This is a genomic window from Kingella bonacorsii, assembly GCF_016623605.1.
Lineage (GTDB): Bacteria > Pseudomonadota > Gammaproteobacteria > Burkholderiales > Neisseriaceae > Kingella_B > Kingella_B oralis.
Genome location: NZ_JAEHNZ010000003.1, coordinates 122,186 through 143,081, shown reverse-complemented (window position 1 = coordinate 143,081; position 20,896 = coordinate 122,186). Strand labels below are relative to the sequence as shown.

The following is a 20,896-nucleotide window of genomic DNA, read 5'->3' as shown; positions in this document are numbered from 1 at the left end:
TTGTTTTGGTTGCGCCGAAACTTCGCCTTTCAGGCTGCCTCAAACTGCTCAAACCATGCCAGCAGGGTTTGCGGCAGCCAGCGCAGGTGTCCGCGCCCGCTGCCGCTGACGAAGCCTGCGTGCCCGCCGTGCTGCGGTTGCAATAGTTGCACGCTGGGGGAGATGTCGCGGTGTTGGGGCAGGTAGGTGGCGGGGTAGAAGGGGTCGTTTTGGGCGTTAATCAGTAGGGTGGGGATGGCGATGTTTTTGAGCTGGGGCTGGGATGAGGCGCGGCGGTAGTAATCGAAGCGGTCGGCGTAGCCGTGCATGGGGGCGGTGTAGGCATCGTCAAATGCGCCGAGGCTGCGGATGGGGTGGTCGGCGGGCGGGACTTTTTTGAGCAGGGTGTGCAGGAAATAGGGGGTGTAGAGCAGATAGGGGATGCCGTGTTGCAGGGTGTGGGCGGAGGCGGTGAGCTTGAACGGGGTGGAGACGGTGGCGGCGGCGCGGGGCAGGGCGGCACTGCTTTGTTCGCCGAGGTATTTGGCGAGCACGTTGCCGCCCAGCGATACGCCGACAACGTATAAGGTGGCGTAGCGTTGGGCGAGGACGGCGAGCATGTGGGCGAGCTCGGGCGTGTCGCCGCTGTGGTACATGCGTTTGGCGGATACGCCGCCGCAGCTGCGGAAATGGGGCGTTACGCTGTGCCAGCCGTGTTCTTGTGCGGCGCAGGCGAGTTCTACGGCGTAGTGGCTGCGGCTGCTGCCTTCTAGCCCGTGCAGTTGGACGATGCAGGGGGCTTGGGGGTCGGGCGCGTCGAGGAAGTCGTAGGCGACGAGGTCTTCGCCGAAGCGGTCGGGGATGAGTTCGCGGCGATAGGCGGGGGCGGGGCGCGACAGGGTTTTGGCGTAGAGCGTTTCGCGGTTGCCGCCGCGCAGCCATTTGGGGGAGGGTGGGTGGGGAGAAGGGCATGGTATTAGGGATGGGCTGGATTGGGTTTCAGGCTGCCTTTGGGGGTGCGTGAGCAGCCTGAAAATGGGGGGGCGTTGTTTTTGGGTGGAAAATTGCGTGGGGCGTTTTCAGGCTGCCTATTGTTGGGCTTATCGGGCGAATAATGGATGGCGCGAATGCGTGGAATGGTGTTTATTTTTGTGTGCCAACCACAGCAATCGGCAGCCTGAAAACGGGGAATACATGTTTGCGTGCAAGCATCAGGTTTTAGCTTCGCAACTTGGCTTCGCTTGTTTTCAGGCTGCCTTTGCCAGCGCAATCAACCGTCTCAAAGGCAGCCTGAAAACAGATTAAGCAAACGGCGGCTGTTTTGCATCACGCAATAGTCTTCACACTATCGCCGTTGTCAAACATCAGGGTTTTTTCGGGATAGCGCAGGGCGGCGAGGCGGTAGTGCGATTGGGTGGGGGTGATGCCTTTTTTGCGGTCGCGCCAGCGTGCGCCCACGGAAAAATCCACGCAGAACACGTTTTTGCGCGCGCCGTGCCAGCCGTTGGCGGGCACGTTGAACATGCCTTGGCGGTGTTTGGGAACGGGGTTGCGGTCGTGCCAGTGCCGCCAATAATGCCCGATAACCACGGCGGCGCTGTCTTGGTAGTCGTCCCACCATGGGTTGCGGATGGAAAACCGCCAGCGCCCGCCTGCGAAAAAGGGTTCGCGGGCGATTTTTTCTATGCCGCAGGTGAGCGCGCGGATGGGGTGGCGGCTGCTGCGGTAGATGTCGTGGGCGGCGGTGGCGCGCAGCATGGGGGGATGCTGGGCGGGGTTTTCCAGAATGTGGGCGTGGTGGTGTTGCTCGGCAAGGTAGTCGTCGTACCACGGGGCGTGTTTGATGCAGCAGTGCAGCTCGTCGTCCCATTCTTGGATGAGCTGGATGAGCGGCGTGGCGTTGTTTTGCAGCTTGGCGATGGATTCGGGCAGCCATGCGGCGTGAACGATGCGCAGGTCGGGGCGTTGCAACACGAGGGGCTGCTCGGCGAAAAACTGCACAAGGGCTTTTTTGCCGTTTTCAGGCTGCCTTTGCCACGGGGCGTAGTTGCGGCTGTCTTTGCCGGCGCGGCAGTCAAAAAACCAGCCCGAGCCGTCTTTGGGTTCGTGGGCGAGCAGGTTGATTTCATGGTTGCCCAGCACCATGAAGGCGTTGCCCGCGTTAACGGCTTGTTTCGCCCAGTCGGCTACGGCGGGGGAATCGGGGCCGCGGTCAATCAAATCGCCCACAAAGACGAGTTTGCGTCCTTGCGGGTGTTTGCCGGCGGGCGAGTAGCCCAGATAGTGCAGCAGGTTTTGCAGGGCTTCAAATTGCCCGTGTACGTCGCCGATGATGTCCAGCGGACAACCGGGAAGGGATTGGATAAGGGGCATAATGTTGCACTGGGTTGATTTAAGTGGGCGGATTATAGCATTTTAGCGGGTTTCAGGCTGCCCAAGGCACGCTAAACGGCGTTTTCAGGCTGCCTGTTTCGGGCGGGCAAAGGTTGCGGTAGAATGATAACTTAATATTTTTTACCCCAACTTTACAGACAGGAGAACATGATGAATAAAACGCTGATTGCCATGCTGGTGTGCGCCATCGCGGTTTCAGGCTGCAAAAAGTCCCACCGCGTGGCAACCGATTCGTCCGGCCGTTCCGGCTCCAACCAATCCGCCATCATGGTGGGCAAGCATAAAAACAACGATTCGGCTGACCCCGCACCCACGCCGAACCAGCCCGCGCCCGACCATTCGGGCGGCAACGGCAGCCAAAACAATGGCGGCAACACCAATATTGCGCCCACGCCCGAGCAGCCCCAGCCCACGCCTACGCCCGAGCAGCCTGCGCCCAACCCTACGCCGCAACCCACGCCCCAGCCAACTCCCAATCCCACTCCAACACCCACGCCCAACAACGCGCCCATGCTGAGCGTGCAGTTTGCCCCCAGCACGCTGGATTTCCCCAACCCCGAGCGCGGTTTCTATAAATACGCCGCCGACCCCGCCAAGCTCACCGCGTATTACCTCGATTCCGTTGCCAAAGACGGCTACCGCCTGATTTACACCCCCGCCGATTTATCGGCATGGCGCAACCAAGATTTGCCGCAAAGCTATCTGAACGCGCTCAACGAAGGCTTTGAGCTGATGCGCCAAGCCGGCGTGAAAGCCGTTTTGCGCTTTGCTTACGACTACGAAGCTTCGGGCAAAGACACCAATCTTGCCCAAGTGAAACGCCATATTGAGCAGCTCAAACCCATTATCAACCGCAATGCCGATGTAATCGCCGTGTGGCAAGGTGGCTTTATCGGCGCATGGGGCGAATGGCATTCTTCTGCCAACGGGCTCAACAGCGATGCCAACAAAAAAGAAATCGCCCAAGCCTTGCTCGCCGCATTGCCTGCCAATCGCCAGCTCAATCTGCGCTATCCCTATGATTTGATTAAATGGTATGGCTCGCCCGCCAGCGCCGAAGATTTCGCCAACAACAGCGAAAAAGCGCGCATCGGCATCCACAACGACTGCTATCTCGCCAGCATTGACGACACAGGTACCTACCAACCGCGCCGCGATCAAACCATTGAAGCGCAACGCATGTTCACCCGCCAGCACGTTCAATATACCTCGTTTGGCGGCGAAACCTGCGCCCCAATCGCCCAAGCCCGCACCACTTGCAGCGACATCCTGCGTGAAGGCAAAGAATTCCGCTTGGCGTATCTGAATTACGACTACCACGAAACCTTCATCGACGGCTGGACAAAAGAAGGCTGCATGGCAGATGTGCAAAAAAATATCGGCTATCGCATAGAGCTGAGCCAATTCCAAATCAGCAGCCAAGCCAACGCATCAGGCAGCCTGAAATGGGCATTGAAACTGAGCAACCAAGGCTGGGCACGCCCCATCAATCCGCGCAATATCGTGGTGCGCTTCACATCCAGCAGCGGCAGCAGCAAAGACGTGGTGTTGGAAAACACCAACCTGCGCACGCTGGATTCTGGCGCGAGCGCCCAATGGGAAGGCACGCTTACCCTGCCTAATTTGAGCGCAGGCGAATACAGCGTTTCGCTGGGCGCGCCCGATCCCGATGCACGCCTTGCCAGCAACACGCGCTTCTCGTTGCGCTTTGCCAACGCCGATTCGGGCAATGTGCAATGGAATCTGAAAACAGGATTCTTGGATACAGGGCTGAAAGTGAACGTTCACTAAGCCGCGCAACAATGTTTTCAGGCTGCCTCAATAATGCTGTTGAGGCAGCCTGAAAACGTTTTGCATACATATTTTGCCCAAATTAGATTTGCCATTTTCAGGCTGCCTTAATCGGATGGATGATGATTGAAGGCAGCCTGAAAACTATTTTTGCGCCTTGTTTTTAATCTTGCATTCGGGCAAGGCAGCAGGCGTGTAAACGGAAACTTTCATTGGCGTGAGCGCGAAGAGTTGCTCAATCTGGCTTTTGCTGCGCTCGCTGGCGCGTTGCAAGATTTGGTCGGCGCAGGCTTGGCGCAGGATTTGCTGTTTGGCGTGGTATTGCACTTCGCCCAGCACGTTTAAATCGGCCTGATAAAGGTTGAACGCGCCTGTGCGGATGTCGTACACGTCTATTTTGTCTAGCTGCACGGATAGGATTTCCACGGGCGGCAGGTTGATGATAATGCTTTGGTTATCAAGGATTTGGATGTTGCGCTCGGTGAGCTGGTTTAAATTCAGCCCTGCGATAACGCTGCCGCGTGCGGTGAAAATGCCTTTTTGGCTGTCTTGCCACAGGGCGTACCAGTTACCTTGTTTTTCGGTTTTGATGATGGTGTCAATGTGGTAGGCGGTGCTTTCTAGGCGGTTGAGGTCTTGGATTTGGCGCAACACGCTGGCTTGGTTGATGATTTGATGCGGGCTTTCAGGCTGCGTGATGCGGTGAACCAGCGCGAGCAGCGGGGCGCGGTAGTGCCATGCGCTGGCGATAAGGGCAATCAGGATAAGGGCGCGGAAGGTTTTTTTCATGGCGGATACTCGCGTGGAGAGTGGTTTCAGCTTGCCTAAATGGTTGCTTTATCGGGAGAATCAAGGGGCGATGCGGCTGCGTGGGCATCTTTGCATCAATACTGGCATCAACAGGCTGCGCGACGGTTCGCGCTATAAAAATCTTTAATCGCCGAATGCTTGCCCAATAGCGTATGAACGGCTATTATCCGCCGCTTCATAACCACGCCAAAAGGAAAACAAAATGGCTTACACACTCCCCCAACTGGGCTACGCCTACGATGCCTTGGAACCGCATTTTGACGCAATGACGATGGAAATCCACCACAGCAAGCACCATCAGACTTATGTAAACAACGCCAACGCGATTGTGGAAACGCTGCCCGAAGCCTATCAAACGCTCAGCGCGGAAGAACTCATCGCCCGCATCGCCGAATTGCCCGCCGACAAACAAACCCCCGTGCGCAACAACGTGGGCGGACACGCCAACCACACGCTGTTTTGGCAAATCCTAAAAACAGGCACCACGCTTTCAGGCAGCCTGAAAGCTGCGATTGAACGCGATTTTGGCAGCGTGGAAGCCTTCCAAGCCGAATTTGAAAAAGCCGCGCAAACCCGTTTCGGCAGCGGCTGGGCATGGCTGGTGCTGGAAAACGGCAAATTGAAAGTGGTGTCCACCGCCAACCAAGACAGCCCGCTGATGGGCGCAGCCATCGCAGGTTGCAGCGGCACGCCCCTGCTCACGTTGGACGTGTGGGAACACGCATATTACTTGAAATACCAAAACCGCCGCCCCGACTACATCAAAGCCTTCTGGCACGTTGCCAATTGGGACGAAGCGCAACGGCGGTTTGATGCGGCGAGCAAGTAATTGTTAAAGCATAATAATAAGGCAGCCTGAAATGCGGTTTATCCGTTTTCAGGCTGCCTTTTTGGGTTTAACCGTGCTGAATAGATAAACGATTGAATGCAGATGGCGTTCAGTCGTTTTTTGCGTTTTTAGCTTCGCAACTTCGCTATGTTCCGCAGGTTGCCTTTGCGCAAGCCCTAGGGACAGTTGAAATTCAAAATGGATCGGCGACGGCTCGTTGCCAAATGCTGCATTCAATCAGACTTTACTGATTGATTAAGATGTCGGCGAGCCGCTGATGCTCCATTGGCTGCAGGTTTCAGGCTGCCTTTAATTAGGTTTTGCCCACATTTCTTTGGCAATCGTAGCAGTACACTTTGCCGTGAAATCTGGCTTGGTTGTTCCAGCAATAATTGGCAACGTTTGGGCTAACGGTTTTTTTGCACGCGGCGCAGAATAGGCGTTGTGGCTGTGTGGGCTGTGGCGCGGCAGGTTGCGTGATGGCTGGTGCAGATGGGGCGTTTGTAGGCTTGGGCGCAATCGTTGCAGCAGCTTGCGGGGTAGATGCGCGAACGGTTATTTCAGGCTGCCTATCGCTAATGCCAAATCGCTTTTTCCAGTTCGTTTTTAATGGTGTATGCAAGCTGGCTAAATCTTCGGCGAACTCTTCCAAGGTTTCGGAAGAAATGATTTTAGCAGCGGATGTGAATTGGTGTATTAGCTCAGATGGACTATTGCCCATAAAATCTTTTTCTATACGTTTACGCAGGTGTTCCACTTTAATCACTCTGTCTAAATCGTCCACATTTTTGCCATTTTTGGGACGATAGATTTTGGATGTGTTGGCTATCAAAATCAGGCTGTGCAATGACGGTTTCATTTTTAAGCCAAGTCGCGTGGGCAAGATAATCTCATCGCTGTCAAACAATCGTTTAAGAATGAGCTTGTGGCGGTTATTTTGCTCAATGGGCGATTCAATGGCTTTGTGTTTTCGGTCTGCATTGACCGAAAAAAACTCGCCATGTTCGTTGATGCCAATGCCTTCATTAAATCGCTTGCTTTCGCAAACATAGATTTCTAAAAAGCGGTCTATCAACAAGTGGTCAATTTGGGCAGAATGTCCATCCACTTCTAGGCGCAAATCGTGAATAACCGCCCAATTTTTGTGATTTTCATAATAAAAATTGATGTGATAGGCGGCATCTTTTTCGCCTTTTAAGCCTGATTGGATGTTGCGGATGGTTTTTTTAATTTGTTCTTTGGTATATGCGGGAACGTAGGGTAGTTGAAGCAGGGCGTTGAGTTCCGCAAGGTCGCGTTCGCGGGCTCGTTCGTCCATTTCTTTGATAAGCATTTTCAGGCTGCCTTTGGCGGGTTAGGGGTTGAATATAAGAAGTAATTTTAACAGGATTGAAGTGGATTTTGGTTTTGCGGAATGGTGTTTCAGGCTGCCTCAATAACTAATATAAGGCAGCCTGAAACGCGGTTTATCCGTTTCAGGCTGCCTTATGTTTACCAATAACGATTACAACCCCGCCGCTTTGCGTAACGCTTCGGCTTTATCGGTTTTTTCCCATGTGAACTCGGGTTCTTCGCGCCCGAAGTGTCCGTAGGATGCGGTTTTGCCGTAGATGGGGCGCAGCAGGTTCAGCATTTGGATGATGCCTTTGGGGCGCAGGTCAAAGTGTTCGCGCACCAGTTTAATCAGCTCGGCTTCGTTGAGCTTGCCTGTGCCAAAGGTGTCCACCGAGATGGAAGTGGGCTCGGCGATGCCGATGGCGTAGGAAATTTGGATTTGGCATTGGCTTGCCAGCCCTGCGGCAACAATGTTTTTTGCCACATAACGCCCTGCATAAGCGGCGGAGCGGTCCACTTTGCTGGGGTCTTTGCCCGAGAACGCGCCGCCGCCGTGTGGGGCTGCGCCGCCGTAGGTGTCCACGATGATTTTGCGCCCTGTTAAGCCGCAGTCGCCTTGCGGGCCGCCGATAACAAATTTGCCTGTGGGGTTAATCAGGTATTTGGTTTCGGGCGTGAGCAATTCTTTGGGCAGCACGGGCAAAATAATGTGTTCTTTCACGGCGTGGCACAGCTCTTCGTAGCCGATTTCGGGCGCGTGTTGGGTGGAAAGGACTACGGTGTCAATGCGTTTGACTTTGCCTGTTTCGCTGTCATACGCCACGGTTAATTGCGCTTTGGCATCGGGGCGCAGCCAAGGCAGCAAGCCGCTTTTGCGCACTTCGCTTTGGCGTTGCATCAGGCGGTGGCTGTAATAAATGGCAAACGGCATCAGCGTGGGGGTTTCATCGCAGGCGTAGCCAAACATTAAGCCTTGGTCGCCCGCGCCTTGGTTTAGGTCAATGCCTTCGCCTTCGTTTACGCCTTGGGCGATGTCGGGCGATTGCACGCCGTAGTTCACCAAAAATTTGCAGGTGCTGGCGGCAAAGCCTAAGCTGGGGTCGGTGTAGCCGATGCGGGCGATGGTGTCGCGGGCGATTTGCTCGTAGTCCACTTTGGCGGTGGTGGTGATTTCGCCTGCTAACACGCATAAATCGGTGGCCACCAGCGTTTCAGCTGCCACGCGCGATTTGGGGTCTTGGGCAAAAAGGGCATCCAAAATGGCATCGGAGATTTGGTCGGCCACTTTGTCGGGATGCCCTTCGGACACGGATTCGGAGGTGAAGAGGTATTCGCTCATGGTTTTTCCTTTATTGGGAATGTTGATAAAAATGGGATGAGCATTTTGTTTAGCGTAAAGCGCATTGGCGATAGATAAAAATGCGATAGATAAAAAAATGCCCGCATTAAAAGCGGGTTGGGATTGCTTGTCGTAATGAGTAACAAGCCACATCGGTTTATTGAGAACCTGCATTCACTATTTTCATATATGCAAATAATGAATATAAATTCTGAACCGTCCACCTTATTGTTTGATAAACAACAGGTTGGCATGGAATTTCCAACTCTTAATGCGGGGCGAATGATAGCAAATTGCAACAGGCTAGGCAAGGCAGCCTGAAAACGCTTATACTCGCAGCCCTTGTTCAACCTAATGTAAGGAAATGATGATGAAAACCATGCAATCTTTATTGGCTGCGGCTGCTTTGCTGGCAGCATTTGCATCTTCGGCTGCGCCCCAACCGTTGGGCAATCCTTTGCGTGCGGCAAAAGGCTGCCAGTCGCTAAGTGCGCAAGAGACGGCGCGTTGCAAAAAAACGGAAGATTATTGCACCAACAAGCCGAAAGACCCGAAATGTATGCGTTTTAACAAATTGCGCGAGAAATATCCGTTGGAGCAGCGCAATGCCAGCGCGCCTGAATCTTCGGTTGATTATATTGGCCCTGCTGCGCAGTAAACAATGATGCTGAAATGGCTTTTTCAATGGGCTGCGGCGTTGCCGTTGCCCGTTTTGCATGGCTTGGGCAATGCGCTGGGGTGGGTGATGTATGCGGTGTTGGGCAAGGAGCGCAGACGCATTCGGCGGCATTTGCGCCAAGCGGATTTGCCGCATGGCTGGCGCGATGTGCTGCGGGTGTGCCAAGAGACGGTGAAAAGTGGCTTGGAATTGCCTGTGGCGTTTTTTCGGCAGCCTGAAAAGATTGTGGCTTTGTTCCGCGAGGTGCATGGTTGGCAGCATATTCAGGCTGCCTTAAATGCGGGCGAGGGCTTGCTGCTGATTACGCCGCATATTGGCAGCTATGATTTGGCGGGGCGGTATATCAGCGAGCAGCTGCCGTTTGCGCTGACGGCGATGTATAAGCCGCCCAAAATCAAGATGTTTGATGCGATTATGCAGGCGGGGCGGGTGCGCGGTAAGGGGCGGACTGCGCCGACCAATTTGCAGGGGGTGAAGCAGATTATGAAAGCGTTGCGCGCGGGCGAGGCGACGATTGTGTTGCCCGACCATGTGCCCAACCCGATGGAGGGGGGCGAAGGGGTGTGGGTGGACTTTTTCGGCAAGCCTGCTTACACGATGACGCTGGCGGGCAAGCTGGCGCAGGTGAAGAACGTGCGGGCGTTGTTTTTTGTGGGGGAGCGGTTGCCCAATGGGCGGGGCTTTGCGTTGCACGTTGCGCCTGTTTCAGGCTGCTTTAACGGCGATAAGGCGCATGATGCGCGGGTAATCAACCGCAATGTGGAGTATTGGGTGCGGCGGTTTCCGAGCCAGTATTTGTTTGCATACAATCGCTATAAGCATCCTTTCGGCGCGGTGGAAAGCCCCGAGATGCGGTCGTGAGACGGGAATAAAAATAAGTGAGGCAGCCTGAAAATGGGTTTATTCATTTTCAGGCTGCCTTTAAATGTAAATATGGTTACGGAGGATTTTGCCCGCGCAGGCGGTTTGTCGCTTAGGTTTGCCGCATACCGCGAGCAAGGCAAGATTTTGCCCCGCGCAAGAAACGGTTTCAGGCTGCCTTTAAGCATTAAGGCAGCCTGAAAACCATCCCGCAGGTTTACAACAAAAATATCGTCGCCAGCCCCAAGAAAATCAAAAACCCGCCCGAATCGGTAAACGCGGTAATCAACACCGAGCTGCCGCGTGCGGGGTCTTTGCCCCATTTTTCCAAGCACACGGGAATCATCACGCCCAAAAACGCCGCCAGCAGCAAGTTCAGCGTCATCGCCGCCACCATCACCAAGCCAATGCCCACATTGTGATACAGCGCAAACGACACCAGCCCCATCACGCTGCCCCAAATCAAGCCGTTCACCAAAGCCACGCCCAATTCTTTTTTCAGCAGCCTGAACGCCTGCGCATTGGAAATTTGCGAGCTGGCGAGCGAGCGCACAATCATGGTAATCGTTTGGTTGCCCGAGTTGCCGCCGATGCCCGCCACAATCGGCATCAGCGTTGCCAGTGCCACAATTTGCGCGATAGAGCCTTCAAACATCCCAATCACGCGGCTGGACACAAACGCCGTTACCAAATTCACCGCCAACCAAACCCAGCGGTTTTTTACCGAATCCCACACAGGCGCGAACAAATCTTCATCTTCGTCCAAACCCGCCATGCTCAACATATCCGCTTCGCTTTCTTCGCGAATAACGTCCACCATCTCGTCCACCGTTAAGCGCGCGATGAGTTTTTTGTTTTCATCCACCACGGGCGCGGTTACCAAGTCGTAGCGTTCAAACGCGGCGGCGGCTTCTTCCACGTCGTCTTCGGGGCGAAATTTCACCACGTCTTTTGCCATGATGTTTTCTACGATTTCTTCGGGGTCGGCAACCAGCAGCTTGCGGATGGGCAACACGCCTTGCAAGATGTCGTTGTCGTCCACCACAAAGATTTTGTCGGTGTGGTCGGGCAGGCTGTCAAAGCGGCGCAAATAGCGCAACACCACTTCGCAGGTTACATCGCCGCGTATGCTCACAATTTCAAAGTTCATCACCGCGCCCACTTGGCTGTCTTCATACGACATGGCAGCCTGAACTTGGGCGCGTTCCTCTTCATCGCGCGTTTGCAGCACTTCGTCCACCACGTGCGTGGGCAAATCGTCCGCCAAGTCTGCCAAATCGTCGGCTTCCATGTCTTCCACCGCCGCCACCAGCTCGGATTTGTCCATCGCTTCAATCAGGCTTTCGCGCACGCTGTCGGATACTTCCAGCAACACATCGCCGTCTTCTTCGGGCGACGCGAGTTTCCACACCAGCACGCGCTCTTTGGGCGGCAGGCTTTCCAGCACCGCGGCAACGTCGGCTGGGTGCAATTCGTGCAAAATGCCAATCAGCATTTGCAGCTTGGCATTGGCGTGCGGCTCGGGCAGGGTGAGTTGTTCGCTGATTTCGGAATAGTGTTCCAGCAGATGCGCGGCAAGTTTGTGGATGTGCTCAATATCGGCAGCCAGTTGCTCGGAATCGCTGTGGTCGTGGATGGGATTTTCCATAAATGCTCCGCCTGCCTGATGGCGACGGGCGACATTTAGGCAGGTTTAATTGATTGGGGTTGAATGATGCAATGTGAACGTGCTACTGGGGAGGTCGTCCATTGTTGGATTTTGGGTTGTGAAAAACGGGGGCATTTTACATGATTTTGCGTTGCAAGATGGCGCGATTTTACTGCGGCAGCCTGAAAAAGGCAGCAAATGGGTTTTTGCATCGCTTAAATGCGGCAGATAAAAAGGCAGCCTGAAATCTTTTTGCTGCGCTGTTTTTGTAGTATCCTTGCGCTCCTTTAAATTTCTTAACACAAGTGATACATCATGGAAGCCATCCGAAAATTAAGCCAATTTGTAGGGAAAACGTTTGCCTTGTGGGCGGCGTTGTTTGCGTTTGTCGGGTTTATGTCGCCCGATGCGTTTAAATGGGTGTTGCCGCTGGTTACTTATTTGCTGGGCATTATTATGTTTGGCATGGGGCTGACCTTGTCACCCGACGATTTTAAAATTTTGGGGCAGCAGCCCAAGGCGGTGATTGTGGGCGTGATTGCGCAGTTTGCCATTATGCCGAGCATTGCTTTTGCGCTGGCCAGGGCGTTTGACTTGCCGCCCGATATTGCGGTGGGCGTGATTCTGGTGGGTTCTTGCCCCGGGGGCACGGCGTCTAACGTGATTACTTATCTGGCGAAGGGCAATGTGCCGCTGAGCGTGGCGGTTACTTCGGTGTCCACGCTGCTTGCGCCGTTGCTCACGCCTGCGGTGTTTTATGTGTTTGCTAATCAATGGCTGCAAATCAACGCGGGTTCTATGTTTATTTCCATCGCGCAGATTGTGATTTTGCCGATTGTGTTGGGCGTGTTGCTGCACAAGTTTTTCCGCAAACAAACCGATGCGGCGGTGGAAGTTTTGCCTTTGGTATCGGTGGTGTCGATTGTGTTGATTATTGCGGCGGTGGTGGGCGCGAGCAAAGGGCGGATTGTGGAAAGCGGCGCGCTGATTTTTGCGGTGGTGATTTTGCACAATGGCTTGGGTTATTTGCTCGGTTTTTTGGCGGCGCGCGTGATGGGCTTGCCGTATGACGCGCAAAAAACGCTGGCGGTGGAAGTGGGCATGCAAAACTCGGGCTTGGGCGTGGCGCTGGCGAAGCTGCATTTTGCCGCGCTGCCTGTGGTTGCCGTGCCCAGCGCGATTTTTAGCGTGTGGCACAACATCTCGGGCGCGTTGCTGGCGACTTATTGGGCGGCGAAGTTTGAGCGCGATAAGCAGGCAAAAGCGGAACAAACCAATCAATCGTAATGCGGTTTTCAGGCTGCCTTAATCTTGACGGTTGGGGCAGCCTGAAAACGATGGGGAATCGTGTGATGCGAAAAACAGGATTGGCCGCCGTGCTTTGTTTGCTGTTGGCATCTTGCGCCAGCACGGGCTCGGGCGCGTTCGGCTCGGGCGAAACGGCACGCAAGGTTACGCGGGCAACGGAATACATTGTGTTTACGCCGCTGTGTTTGCTGTATGGGATTTGCCCGGATTTGGGGGATGATGATGAATTTTAGTTTTTGGGGATGGGGTTTCAGGCTGCCTTGATGTGATGAGGCAGCCTGAAAACAAAACCGTTTGGCGGTCCGAACTGCCAAACGGTTTTTTGTCGGATGGATTGGATTTCAGGCTGCCTCTGTTCGCTCACCCAAGGCAGCCTGAAATGCCTCCCAAGCAAAAAAGCAGCCTGAAAACGAATACCCGTTTTCAGGCTGCCTATCCATTCCGCGCCTTTATTCAATATTCTGCACCTGCTCGCGCATCTGCTCAATCAACACTTTCAGCTCCACCGAAACCTGCGTGCATTCGTTGGCAATGGCTTTGCTGCCCAGCGTGTTGGCTTCGCGGTTGAGCTCCTGCATCAGAAAATCCAGCCGCTTGCCGATGGTGCCGTCGTGTTGGGTAACGATGCGGCGCACTTCGGTGATATGCGTGTGCAGGCGGTTGAACTCTTCGTCCACATCGGCTTTTTGCATATACAGCGCAAATTCTTGTTTCAGGCGGTCTTCGTCAATGCTCGCCACCGCTTCCTGCAAACGGCGGCGGCTGCGCGCCAAATGCTCTTGCAACAGCTGCGGGAACAGCTCTTCCAGCGCGCCGATGATGGCCTGCATCAAATCCAGCCGCTCCAAAATATGCGCTTGCAGTTTCTCGCCCTCGCGCTCGCGACTGGCAACAAATTCGTCCACCGCTTGCGAAAGCAGCCGCAACACCGTTTCCTGTAAGGCTTCGCTGTCCACATCGGCGCTGACAATCACATTGGGAAACTTCAAAATATCGGCAACGCCGAGCTTGCCCAAATCGCCGTGCTTTTTGCGCCATTTGCTGTTCAGCTCGGCAAGCTCGTTCACCAGATTTTGGTTGATGTGCAGGCTGTCTGCGCCGTTGGCGATGTTGCCCAGCTGGATGCGGCATTCGATTTTGCCGCGCGAAACTTTGCCGCTGATGATTTCGCGCATCGCGCCTTCCAGCACGCGCAAATCGTCGGGAATTTTAAATTGCACGTCTAAAAAGCGGTGGTTTACGGCGCGAAGTTCCAATTCTATGCGTTTGCCTGCAATTTCGCCTTGGGCGTTGGCAAAGCCTGTCATGCTGCGGACGGTCATGTTTTTTCCTTTGTGTAACGTTGAAAAACGGGGCTATGGTAACACAAAGCGGATAGGCAGCCTGAATGCTGTCAAAATGATTTTCAGGTTGCCTCTGCTTCGCCTGTTTAGCCCACCCAGCAAACCCGCTATAATTTCGCCCATTTCAACCCACCGAAAGCCTACCATGAGCTACCAACGCACCGCCCGCGCCACCCACCAACTGCGCCCCATCGCCATCACACCCAACTTTCTGCCCCATGCCGATGGCTCGGTGTTGATGGTGTGCGGCAACACCAAAGTCATCTGCACCGCCACGGTGGACGAAAACATGCCACCGTTTTTGCGTGGCAAAAATCAAGGCTGGGTAACGGCGGAATACGGCATGCTGCCCGCCTCCACCCAATCGCGCATGAAACGCGAAGCCGCTGCGGGCAAGCAATCGGGGCGCACGCAAGAAATCCAGCGGCTCATCGGGCGCAGCCTGCGCGCCTGCGTGGACTTAACCTTGCTGGGCGAACGCCAAATTTTGATTGACTGCGATGTCATCCAAGCCGACGGCGGCACGCGCACCGCCAGCATCACAGGCGCATTTGTTGCGCTCCAAATCGCCATCCAAAAATTGCTGGATAACGGCACATTGCCCACCAACCCGCTGATGGGCAGCGTTGCCGCCATTTCCGCAGGCATCGTAAACGGCGTGCCGCTGCTGGATTTGGATTACCCCGAAGATTCAGGCTGCGACAGCGATGTGAACATTGTGATGCTCAATGCGGAAAACATCATTGAAATCCAAGGCACGGCGGAAGGCGCGGCGTTCAGCGTTGCCGAATTGAACGCGCTGATTGCGCTGGCGCAGCAAGGCATCGCCCAACTTACCGCCGCGCAGCAACAGGCGTTTCAGGCTGCCTTTGCGTGATGCGGGTAAGCCCGTAGAGGCAGCCTGAAAACGATGCGAAACACACCACGCGGCAACAAGCGTTTCAGGCTGCCTTTAAACGTGCCAAAGGCAGCCTGAAAAACAAAAAACTAAGGACACACCATGCTCAACACCCTGCACCAATGGCTCGCGAAAATCCCGCTCTCCGAGCAATGGATATTTACCCTGCTGCTGTTTCCCTTTGTGTGGCTGGTCAAAGAAATCTGGCTCTACGCCCATTTCAAAAGCCACCCCGATTGGGATTTGGAACACAAACGCCGCGCCCTTGTGGTGAGCCGCAATGTGTCGCTGATTGCCATTTTGCTCGGGCTGCTGATGGTATGGGGCAGCCAAATCCAAACCTTTGCCCTGTCTATGGTTGCGCTGGCTGCCGCCACCGTGGTCGCCACCAAAGAGCTGATTATGTGCCTTTCAGGCAGCCTATTGCGCTTTGTAACGCGGCAATATTCCGTGGGCGACTACATTGAAATCGCCCACATCCGCGGGCGCGTGGTGGACATCAACCTGTTCAACACCCTGATGATGCAAATCGTGGACAACCCGCTGATTGGGCATTTATCAGGGCGCACCGTTTCCTTCCCCAACAGCCTGCTGCTGAGCCAAACCGTGCACCGCGACCACATCTTAGGGCAATACGTTGTGCACACCTTTGAAATCCCCGTGCCGATTCATCTGGATTCCGATGCCATCGTGCCCAAGCTGCACGCCGTGTTAGACGAATGGTGCGCCCCCTACACACCCGAAATCATCCAATACTTTGAAGCCGTGCAAGTGCAACAACTCTTCTTCACCCCCGCTGCCCGCACCCGCATCAACCGCGTGCCACACGACGACAAAACCTACAAGCTCGTTATCCGCTTCGCCGCGCCCATCACCCAGCGGCTGGACATCCAACAAGCCGTGTTGGACGAATTCATCCGCCTGCAATATCGGCTGCTGCTGGAAACGCAGCACAATCCGTATCACGAATAGCGTTGCCCGTTTTCAGGCTGCCTATTCGCCCTAAACACAATAGGCAGCCTGAGGAGCGAAGCGGAGTTGCGAAGCTAAAACCCAAACCCGCTTTTCAGGCTGCCTCAACCCCCACACACAAAGGACACCCCATGCGCATCATCACCGCCAACGTAAACGGCATCCGCTCCGCCTACAAAAAAGGCTTTTTAGACTACATCGCCCAATCCCAAGCCGACATCATCTGCGTGCAAGAACTCAAAGCCCAAGAAGCCGACCTCGCCCCCGAAATGAAAGCCCCCCACGGCATGCACGGCGTATGGCATTGCGCCCAAAAACGCGGATACAGCGGCGTCGCCATTTACAGCAAACGTCAACCCGATACCGTGCAAATCGGCTTAGGGCAGCCCGAATTTGACAACGAAGGACGATACGTCCGCGCCGATTTCGGCAACCTCAGCGTCATCTCCCTCTACCTGCCCAGCGGCACCAGCGCAGAAGAACGCCAAGCCTACAAATACCAGTTTTTAGACGCGTTCTACCCCATACTCGCCGATTTAATCGCCACAGGGCGCGACATCGTCGTCTGCGGCGACTGGAACATCGCCCACCAAAACATCGACATCAAAAACTGGAAAGGCAACCAAAAAAACTCAGGCTTTTTGCCCGAAGAGCGCGCATGGATTGGGCGCGTGATTGCCGATTTGGGCTGGGTGGACACTTGGCGCACGCTGTATCCCGATGTGGCGGGCTACACATGGTGGAGCAACCGCGGGCAAGCCTACGCCAACGACGTAGGCTGGCGCATTGACTACCAAATGACCACGCCCGCGCTCGCCGCCACCGCCCAAGCCGCCCATGTGTACAAAGAAACCAAATTTTCCGACCACGCCCCTCTGGTCATCGACTACGATTACAGCGTTTAGGCAGCCTGAAAAACAAAAACCGCTTGGTGCGATGCCAAGCGGTTTTTTGTTGGATAGATTCACTTTCAGGCTGCCTAATCTACCGCATTCGTTATAGGGATTGCCTTTGGGTTTCGGGTTGATTGGGTTGCGGATGAGGCAGCCTGAAAGCCAAGCAAACAAGTTTCAGGCTGCCTGTTGCCTTGCTATCTGCGCCGTTTGCCGCTGTTGGGCAACGCCATATCCGCCCATTTCAAAATGGCGGCGACTTCGGCGGGGTTGAGTTCGTAAAACTGCCCGCGTTTGAGGCGGTTGGGCAGCCCGATGGGACCGAAGCCCACGCGCACAAGGCGGCTGACGGTGAGCCCGATGTGTTCAAAAATGCGGCGCACTTCGCGGTTGCGCCCTTCTTTGATGACCACGTTGTACCATTTGTTCGCGCCCTCGCCGCCTTGCTCGCTGATGCGCTCCACCTGCGCCAAGCCGTCTTCCAGCATGATGCCTTGCGTGAGCTGCTGCATTTGCTCGCGGCTCACTTCGCCCAGCACGCGCACGGCGTATTCGCGCTGCACTTCAAATTTGGGGTGGGCGAACCGCTGCACCAGCTCGCCCGAGGTGGTCAGAATCAGCAGCCCGCTGGTGTTGATGTCCAGCCGCCCGATGGCAACCCAGCGGCTACTGGCGGCTTGCGGCAGACGGTCAAAAACGCTCACGCGCCCTTGCGGGTCGTCGCGCGAGACGATTTCGCCCTCCTGCTTGTAATACAAAATGATGCGCGGCAGGCGGTCGGCCCATTTGAGCTTGATGGCGCTGCCTTTCACGGTTACTTGGTCGTCGGGCGAGACTTTGTCGCCCAGCTGCGCGGTTTTGCCGTTCACCTGCACCCAGCCGTTGCCAATCCATTCTTCCATTTGGCGGCGCGAGCCTACGCCTGATGCGGCGAGGATTTTTTGCAGGCGTTCGGGTTCTTGGCGCGAAAGGTCGGCGCGTTGTTCTTTGAGGAAATCGGCGCGTTGCTGGATTTTTTGGTTGGGCGCGCGGACGATGAGTTTTTTGGCTTTGGTTACGCGCTGTTTGGCGGGCTGGGCGTTGGGGCTGCGCTCGTTTTCAGGCTGCCTTTTTTTGGGGGGGGTTTTAGCTTCGCTGAAACTTGCTTTGCTCGTTTTCAGGCTGCCTTTGGCGTTGCCGGATGGTTTGGGCTTGCGCGCGGGCTTGTTGGCGGAAATGTCGTCGAGATAGGCGCGTTGGTTTTTTTTGGACATGGTGGCTCTCCGTAACGGTTTGGCTTCGCGGGATGGGGTCGGCTTGTCGGGTTCGGTTTTCAGGCTGCCTTTGCTAAGCACATTAAGGCAGCCTGAAAACAAATTTTTGCGCAACCAAACCGTTCTTCTGCGGTATCGGAACACGGCAGGATGGGTTAATAAAAAGGTGGCGTATTGTAGCGGATAACGGCAAAGGCAGCCTGAAAATTCGCTTTCAGGCTGCCTTTGCGGGCAGAAACCTTGGCTCGCAAACGCATCCGCGTGGTTACGTCCGCAACTTGGCATAAACCTTGCCCAGCCATTTGGCGGGCAGCAGGCGCGGCAGGCTGCGCAACAGAAAGATGGCCAAGGCGGGCAGGGCAGCCTGAAAACGCAGGCGGTGTTTGAGCCGCATCAGTTGCCATTCGCTTTTGATGTATGCCCGGCCGCGCCGCCGTTGCAGCATGGCGTTGCCCGTGCGGGCGTGCACCAGCGTTTGCGGCAGGTTGGCAGCGGTTGCGCCTTGCGCGAGCATCCGCAGCCAGAGGTTGTAGTCTTCCATATACAGATGATGTTGGTAGCCGCCTGCTTGTTGCACGGCGGTTTTTTTGTAGGCAACGGTCATGTGGTTGAACGGGTTGCGCTTTTTGGCATAGGCGAGGATTTCAGGCTGCGTTTGGGGGACTTGGCGGCTGGCGTGGCTTTGGCCGGGGGTGTTGGCAAATTCGGCGATTTGCCCGCCGAGCAGGGCGGTTTGCGGATGGGCGGCGAGGTAGGCGCATTGGTCGGCGAAGCGGGTGGGGGCGGCGATGTCGTCGGTGTCCATGCGGAATATCCACTCGTGCCGCGCGTGTTGCACGCCGTGGTTGAGCGCGCGCCCGAGCCCGACGTTTTCGGGCAGCCTGATGATGTTGAGCGGCAGTCGGCCGGCGAATTCGGCGAGCACGGCTTCGAGCGCGGGGGTAATCGCGCCGTCTAACACGATGAGGATTTCGGCGGCGGGTTGGGTTTGCGCGGCAAGGCTGGCGAGGCTTTGGCGCAGGTGGTCGGGGTGTTCTTTGGCGTAGAGGGAGAGCAGGGCGGTGAAGTGCATGAGATTGGGGAGGGGCGAGGGTTGGTGAACGGGGTTTCAGGCTGCCTTTGGGGTTTCAGGCGGTATTGGAGGCAGCCTGAAACGGCAAAACACAGATTTCAGGCTGCCTTTGGTTATTTTGGCTCACAACGGCTTGCCGCCCCAGCCGTGGGCAATCATGTCTTTATCGTCAAACACGCGCGGCTCGACGAGTTGGCGCAGCAGGTCAAATTGGACAAACAAATCCACCTTGTCCACATTGCCGATTAGCGGTTCGCCGCCCGTAGCAAGCGCAGGCACGAAGCTGAACATTTCGTCTTCTGCCAATGCGCCGAATTTTTTGACGGCGCGCTGGAACAGCGGTTTGCCTTTATCGTCTTCCATGTCCAAATATTCCGGATTTTTTACTAAGAAAAACAATTCCAGCGCAAAATCTGCATCACCTTTTTCAATCATTTTTTCATAGCTGCGTCCAACAGTAATAAAGCCGAAATGCGGGATGATGCAGTATTTGTTGCCGTAAGTCGGTTCCCAAACAAACAGCTCCCCCAACCCGAGCGGGCAATCACATAATAATCACGCCCGTCCTACTGCACGTTTTCAGGCAGCCATTCGGCAAGGATGTCTTCGTAGTCTTCGGGGTTGGTGAGCCGAAACAAGCCGTCGGTGAAGTGGCAAAAACCGTATTCCTGCCAGTATTCCAGCAGGCGGTCGGGCAGCCTGCCGCGGTATTTGTTTAGCGTGGCGGCGGATATGGGGCGGTTGGTTTCAGGCTGCCCGAAGTCGTCGATAAATTCGGCAAAGCGGGATTGGGGGTTGAGGTGGGACATGGTGATGCCTTTCTGTGGGTTGGTGGGTTGAGGCAGCCTGAAAATATGGAGGGATAAAGATTTGGTTAAATTTGGTGTAACAACTGTGCACCATTAAAAGTTGATTACCTGTAATGATTTGCCCGATTACAAACTAATTTATTTAATGATGAAAGGAAAGATGCGTTGCAAGTTGTAATCAGAATTTGTCTTTTTTCTGCTTACTGATGCAAGACTCACTTGGGTACACCCATTCAATAGTAATTTTATCCCATGATGCTATCATAGATAACGATTCTCCATCTCTACATCCATTAATAAATCCTAATTTGGTTGAATTTTCATGAACTTTATCAAAAAAAACATCAACTTTATCTTTTCCATCCCCAAGAGCATCTGATGCTGTATCTCTTATTCCAAAATCACGTATTTCAAAGTAAACAAAATTAGTAGATACTTTTCTATAAGATTTGCTTTTGTCCCAATGATAGGGTTCTATTATGGATGAAATCTCATCAAATATCCTATTAACTCTATATTTGCTATCCGACCAGTTATCTTTTTGATGAGTTCCTGCAAAAATAGAAAAACTAATCATGGTTCCAAGAAATAGAAATCCCAGTAAGTTTTTTTCTTTGATTAAATAACATAATTTTTTAATAAGACGAGATAGCATTTGGCATTTCTCCTGTGCTTTGCGAAAT

At 54.6% G+C, this 20,896-nt stretch carries 24 protein-coding genes; 11 read left to right on the top strand and 13 right to left on the bottom strand.

The annotated features are described in order from the left end of the window. Positions 1-29: 29 nt before the first annotated feature. On the bottom strand, positions 30-956 hold the full coding sequence (locus tag JDW22_RS09625; protein WP_200523033.1) for a YheT family hydrolase: 927 nt from the start codon (positions 954-956) through the stop codon (positions 30-32). On the opposite strand from JDW22_RS09625, the gene JDW22_RS09620 reads away from it, so the two are divergent. Beyond that, complete coding sequence (locus JDW22_RS09620) at positions 904-1,284, top strand: hypothetical protein (RefSeq protein ID WP_200522881.1); 381 nt, start codon at positions 904-906, stop codon at positions 1,282-1,284. The genes JDW22_RS09625 and JDW22_RS09620 overlap by 53 nt on opposite strands. A gap of 21 nt (positions 1,285-1,305) precedes the next feature. Here the strand turns inward: JDW22_RS09620 and JDW22_RS09615 are convergent, their stop codons facing one another. After that, positions 1,306-2,352, bottom strand: a complete 1,047-nt coding sequence (locus JDW22_RS09615; protein ID WP_200522880.1) for a metallophosphoesterase — start codon at positions 2,350-2,352, stop codon at positions 1,306-1,308. Between the two features lie 168 nt (positions 2,353-2,520). Between JDW22_RS09615 and JDW22_RS09610 the strand changes: the two genes are divergently transcribed. After that, positions 2,521-4,164 (top strand): DUF4832 domain-containing protein, encoded by a 1,644-nt coding sequence (locus JDW22_RS09610; RefSeq protein ID WP_200522879.1) that lies wholly within the window; start codon positions 2,521-2,523, stop codon positions 4,162-4,164. A gap of 144 nt (positions 4,165-4,308) precedes the next feature. Here JDW22_RS09610 and JDW22_RS09605 read toward each other — a convergent pair whose 3' ends face one another. Further along, positions 4,309-4,953, bottom strand: a complete 645-nt coding sequence (locus JDW22_RS09605) for a DUF4230 domain-containing protein (protein ID WP_200522878.1) — start codon at positions 4,951-4,953, stop codon at positions 4,309-4,311. A gap of 223 nt (positions 4,954-5,176) precedes the next feature. On the opposite strand from JDW22_RS09605, the gene sodA reads away from it, so the two are divergent. Beyond that, positions 5,177-5,803: a superoxide dismutase [Mn] gene (gene sodA / locus JDW22_RS09600; protein ID WP_200522877.1), complete on the top strand. Its 627-nt coding sequence runs from the start codon at positions 5,177-5,179 to the stop codon at positions 5,801-5,803. 313 nt (positions 5,804-6,116) lie between these two features. Here the strand turns inward: sodA and JDW22_RS09595 are convergent, their stop codons facing one another. Then, positions 6,117-7,136 (bottom strand): nuclease-related domain-containing protein, encoded by a 1,020-nt coding sequence (locus JDW22_RS09595; protein ID WP_200522876.1) that lies wholly within the window; start codon positions 7,134-7,136, stop codon positions 6,117-6,119. A 171-nt stretch (positions 7,137-7,307) separates the two neighbouring features. Then, entirely contained in the window at positions 7,308-8,477 is a 1,170-nt protein-coding gene (gene metK, locus JDW22_RS09590; protein ID WP_200522875.1) for a methionine adenosyltransferase, read from the bottom strand. Between the two features lie 370 nt (positions 8,478-8,847). On the opposite strand from metK, the gene JDW22_RS09585 reads away from it, so the two are divergent. From JDW22_RS09585 to JDW22_RS09575, 3 genes are read left to right on the top strand one after another with little or no spacing between them, the layout of a single operon-like run. Next, on the top strand, positions 8,848-9,135 hold the full coding sequence (locus JDW22_RS09585; protein WP_200522874.1) for a hypothetical protein: 288 nt from the start codon (positions 8,848-8,850) through the stop codon (positions 9,133-9,135). Positions 9,136-9,141: 6 nt separating this feature from the next. Beyond that, complete coding sequence (locus tag JDW22_RS09580) at positions 9,142-10,017, top strand: lysophospholipid acyltransferase family protein (RefSeq protein WP_200523032.1); 876 nt, start codon at positions 9,142-9,144, stop codon at positions 10,015-10,017. Positions 10,018-10,050: 33 nt separating this feature from the next. After that, a complete protein-coding gene (locus JDW22_RS09575) occupies positions 10,051-10,218 on the top strand; it encodes a hypothetical protein (RefSeq protein ID WP_200522873.1) in 168 nt (55 codons plus the stop codon). Positions 10,219-10,234: 16 nt separating this feature from the next. Here JDW22_RS09575 and mgtE read toward each other — a convergent pair whose 3' ends face one another. Then, positions 10,235-11,665 carry a magnesium transporter gene (gene mgtE, locus JDW22_RS09570; protein WP_200522872.1) on the bottom strand — a complete coding sequence of 477 codons (1,431 nt, stop codon included), beginning with the start codon at positions 11,663-11,665 and terminating at the stop codon, positions 10,235-10,237. Positions 11,666-11,980: 315 nt separating this feature from the next. Between mgtE and JDW22_RS09565 the strand changes: the two genes are divergently transcribed. Both JDW22_RS09565 and JDW22_RS09560 read left to right on the top strand, forming a co-directional pair. Next, on the top strand, positions 11,981-12,952 hold the full coding sequence (locus JDW22_RS09565) for a bile acid:sodium symporter family protein (protein ID WP_200522871.1): 972 nt from the start codon (positions 11,981-11,983) through the stop codon (positions 12,950-12,952). A 65-nt stretch (positions 12,953-13,017) separates the two neighbouring features. Further along, the gene (locus JDW22_RS09560; RefSeq protein WP_155803164.1) at positions 13,018-13,206 is read left to right on the top strand and encodes a hypothetical protein; all 189 of its coding nucleotides are present in this window, start codon (positions 13,018-13,020) and stop codon (positions 13,204-13,206) included. Positions 13,207-13,223: 17 nt separating this feature from the next. Here JDW22_RS09560 and JDW22_RS09555 read toward each other — a convergent pair whose 3' ends face one another. Then, positions 13,224-13,430, bottom strand: a complete 207-nt coding sequence (locus tag JDW22_RS09555) for a hypothetical protein (RefSeq protein ID WP_200522870.1) — start codon at positions 13,428-13,430, stop codon at positions 13,224-13,226. Next, on the bottom strand, positions 13,423-14,295 hold the full coding sequence (locus JDW22_RS09550) for a YicC/YloC family endoribonuclease (protein WP_200522869.1): 873 nt from the start codon (positions 14,293-14,295) through the stop codon (positions 13,423-13,425). The genes JDW22_RS09555 and JDW22_RS09550 overlap by 8 nt, the downstream gene beginning before the upstream one ends. Positions 14,296-14,461: 166 nt before the next feature. On the opposite strand from JDW22_RS09550, the gene rph reads away from it, so the two are divergent. The 3 genes from rph (at position 14,462) to JDW22_RS09535 (ending at position 17,091) form a co-directional block, all read left to right on the top strand. Continuing rightward, complete coding sequence (gene rph / locus JDW22_RS09545; RefSeq protein ID WP_200522868.1) at positions 14,462-15,193, top strand: ribonuclease PH; 732 nt, start codon at positions 14,462-14,464, stop codon at positions 15,191-15,193. Between the two features lie 123 nt (positions 15,194-15,316). Continuing rightward, positions 15,317-16,186: a mechanosensitive ion channel family protein gene (locus tag JDW22_RS09540; protein WP_200522867.1), complete on the top strand. Its 870-nt coding sequence runs from the start codon at positions 15,317-15,319 to the stop codon at positions 16,184-16,186. Positions 16,187-16,317: 131 nt separating this feature from the next. Next, on the top strand, positions 16,318-17,091 hold the full coding sequence (locus JDW22_RS09535; protein ID WP_200522866.1) for an exodeoxyribonuclease III: 774 nt from the start codon (positions 16,318-16,320) through the stop codon (positions 17,089-17,091). A 185-nt stretch (positions 17,092-17,276) separates the two neighbouring features. On the opposite strand, the gene JDW22_RS09530 is transcribed toward JDW22_RS09535, so the two are convergent. The 5 genes from JDW22_RS09530 to JDW22_RS09510 form a co-directional block, all read right to left on the bottom strand. Next, complete coding sequence (locus JDW22_RS09530; protein WP_200523031.1) at positions 17,277-18,332, bottom strand: pseudouridine synthase; 1,056 nt, start codon at positions 18,330-18,332, stop codon at positions 17,277-17,279. Between the two features lie 265 nt (positions 18,333-18,597). Continuing rightward, positions 18,598-19,404 (bottom strand): glycosyltransferase, encoded by an 807-nt coding sequence (locus tag JDW22_RS09525; RefSeq protein WP_200522865.1) that lies wholly within the window; start codon positions 19,402-19,404, stop codon positions 18,598-18,600. Between the two features lie 123 nt (positions 19,405-19,527). After that, positions 19,528-19,839, bottom strand: coding sequence for a T6SS immunity protein Tdi1 domain-containing protein (locus JDW22_RS09520; protein WP_200522864.1), 312 nt, complete (start codon positions 19,837-19,839; stop codon positions 19,528-19,530). Positions 19,840-19,970: 131 nt separating this feature from the next. Further along, positions 19,971-20,213, bottom strand: a complete 243-nt coding sequence (locus JDW22_RS09515; RefSeq protein ID WP_200522863.1) for a GAD-like domain-containing protein — start codon at positions 20,211-20,213, stop codon at positions 19,971-19,973. A gap of 178 nt (positions 20,214-20,391) precedes the next feature. After that, a complete protein-coding gene (locus JDW22_RS09510) occupies positions 20,392-20,868 on the bottom strand; it encodes a hypothetical protein (RefSeq protein WP_200522862.1) in 477 nt (158 codons plus the stop codon). Positions 20,869-20,896 lie beyond the last annotated feature (28 nt).

Coding starts and splice junctions, on each gene's coding strand:
- JDW22_RS09615 (WP_200522880.1), bottom strand. CDS start 2,352: ATGCCCCTTATCCAATCCCTTCCCGGTTGTCCGCTGGACATCATCGGC.
- JDW22_RS09610 (WP_200522879.1), top strand. CDS start 2,521: ATGATGAATAAAACGCTGATTGCCATGCTGGTGTGCGCCATCGCGGTT.
- JDW22_RS09605 (WP_200522878.1), bottom strand. CDS start 4,953: ATGAAAAAAACCTTCCGCGCCCTTATCCTGATTGCCCTTATCGCCAGC.
- sodA (WP_200522877.1), top strand. CDS start 5,177: ATGGCTTACACACTCCCCCAACTGGGCTACGCCTACGATGCCTTGGAA.
- JDW22_RS09595 (WP_200522876.1), bottom strand. CDS start 7,136: ATGCTTATCAAAGAAATGGACGAACGAGCCCGCGAACGCGACCTTGCG.
- metK (WP_200522875.1), bottom strand. CDS start 8,477: ATGAGCGAATACCTCTTCACCTCCGAATCCGTGTCCGAAGGGCATCCC.
- JDW22_RS09585 (WP_200522874.1), top strand. CDS start 8,848: ATGAAAACCATGCAATCTTTATTGGCTGCGGCTGCTTTGCTGGCAGCA.
- JDW22_RS09580 (WP_200523032.1), top strand. CDS start 9,142: ATGCTGAAATGGCTTTTTCAATGGGCTGCGGCGTTGCCGTTGCCCGTT.
- JDW22_RS09575 (WP_200522873.1), top strand. CDS start 10,051: ATGGGTTTATTCATTTTCAGGCTGCCTTTAAATGTAAATATGGTTACG.
- mgtE (WP_200522872.1), bottom strand. CDS start 11,665: ATGGAAAATCCCATCCACGACCACAGCGATTCCGAGCAACTGGCTGCC.
- JDW22_RS09565 (WP_200522871.1), top strand. CDS start 11,981: ATGGAAGCCATCCGAAAATTAAGCCAATTTGTAGGGAAAACGTTTGCC.
- JDW22_RS09560 (WP_155803164.1), top strand. CDS start 13,018: ATGCGAAAAACAGGATTGGCCGCCGTGCTTTGTTTGCTGTTGGCATCT.
- JDW22_RS09550 (WP_200522869.1), bottom strand. CDS start 14,295: ATGACCGTCCGCAGCATGACAGGCTTTGCCAACGCCCAAGGCGAAATT.
- rph (WP_200522868.1), top strand. CDS start 14,462: ATGAGCTACCAACGCACCGCCCGCGCCACCCACCAACTGCGCCCCATC.
- JDW22_RS09540 (WP_200522867.1), top strand. CDS start 15,317: ATGCTCAACACCCTGCACCAATGGCTCGCGAAAATCCCGCTCTCCGAG.
- JDW22_RS09535 (WP_200522866.1), top strand. CDS start 16,318: ATGCGCATCATCACCGCCAACGTAAACGGCATCCGCTCCGCCTACAAA.
- JDW22_RS09530 (WP_200523031.1), bottom strand. CDS start 18,332: ATGTCCAAAAAAAACCAACGCGCCTATCTCGACGACATTTCCGCCAAC.
- JDW22_RS09525 (WP_200522865.1), bottom strand. CDS start 19,404: ATGCACTTCACCGCCCTGCTCTCCCTCTACGCCAAAGAACACCCCGAC.
- JDW22_RS09520 (WP_200522864.1), bottom strand. CDS start 19,839: ATGATTGAAAAAGGTGATGCAGATTTTGCGCTGGAATTGTTTTTCTTA.
- JDW22_RS09515 (WP_200522863.1), bottom strand. CDS start 20,213: ATGTCCCACCTCAACCCCCAATCCCGCTTTGCCGAATTTATCGACGAC.
- JDW22_RS09510 (WP_200522862.1), bottom strand. CDS start 20,868: ATGCTATCTCGTCTTATTAAAAAATTATGTTATTTAATCAAAGAAAAA.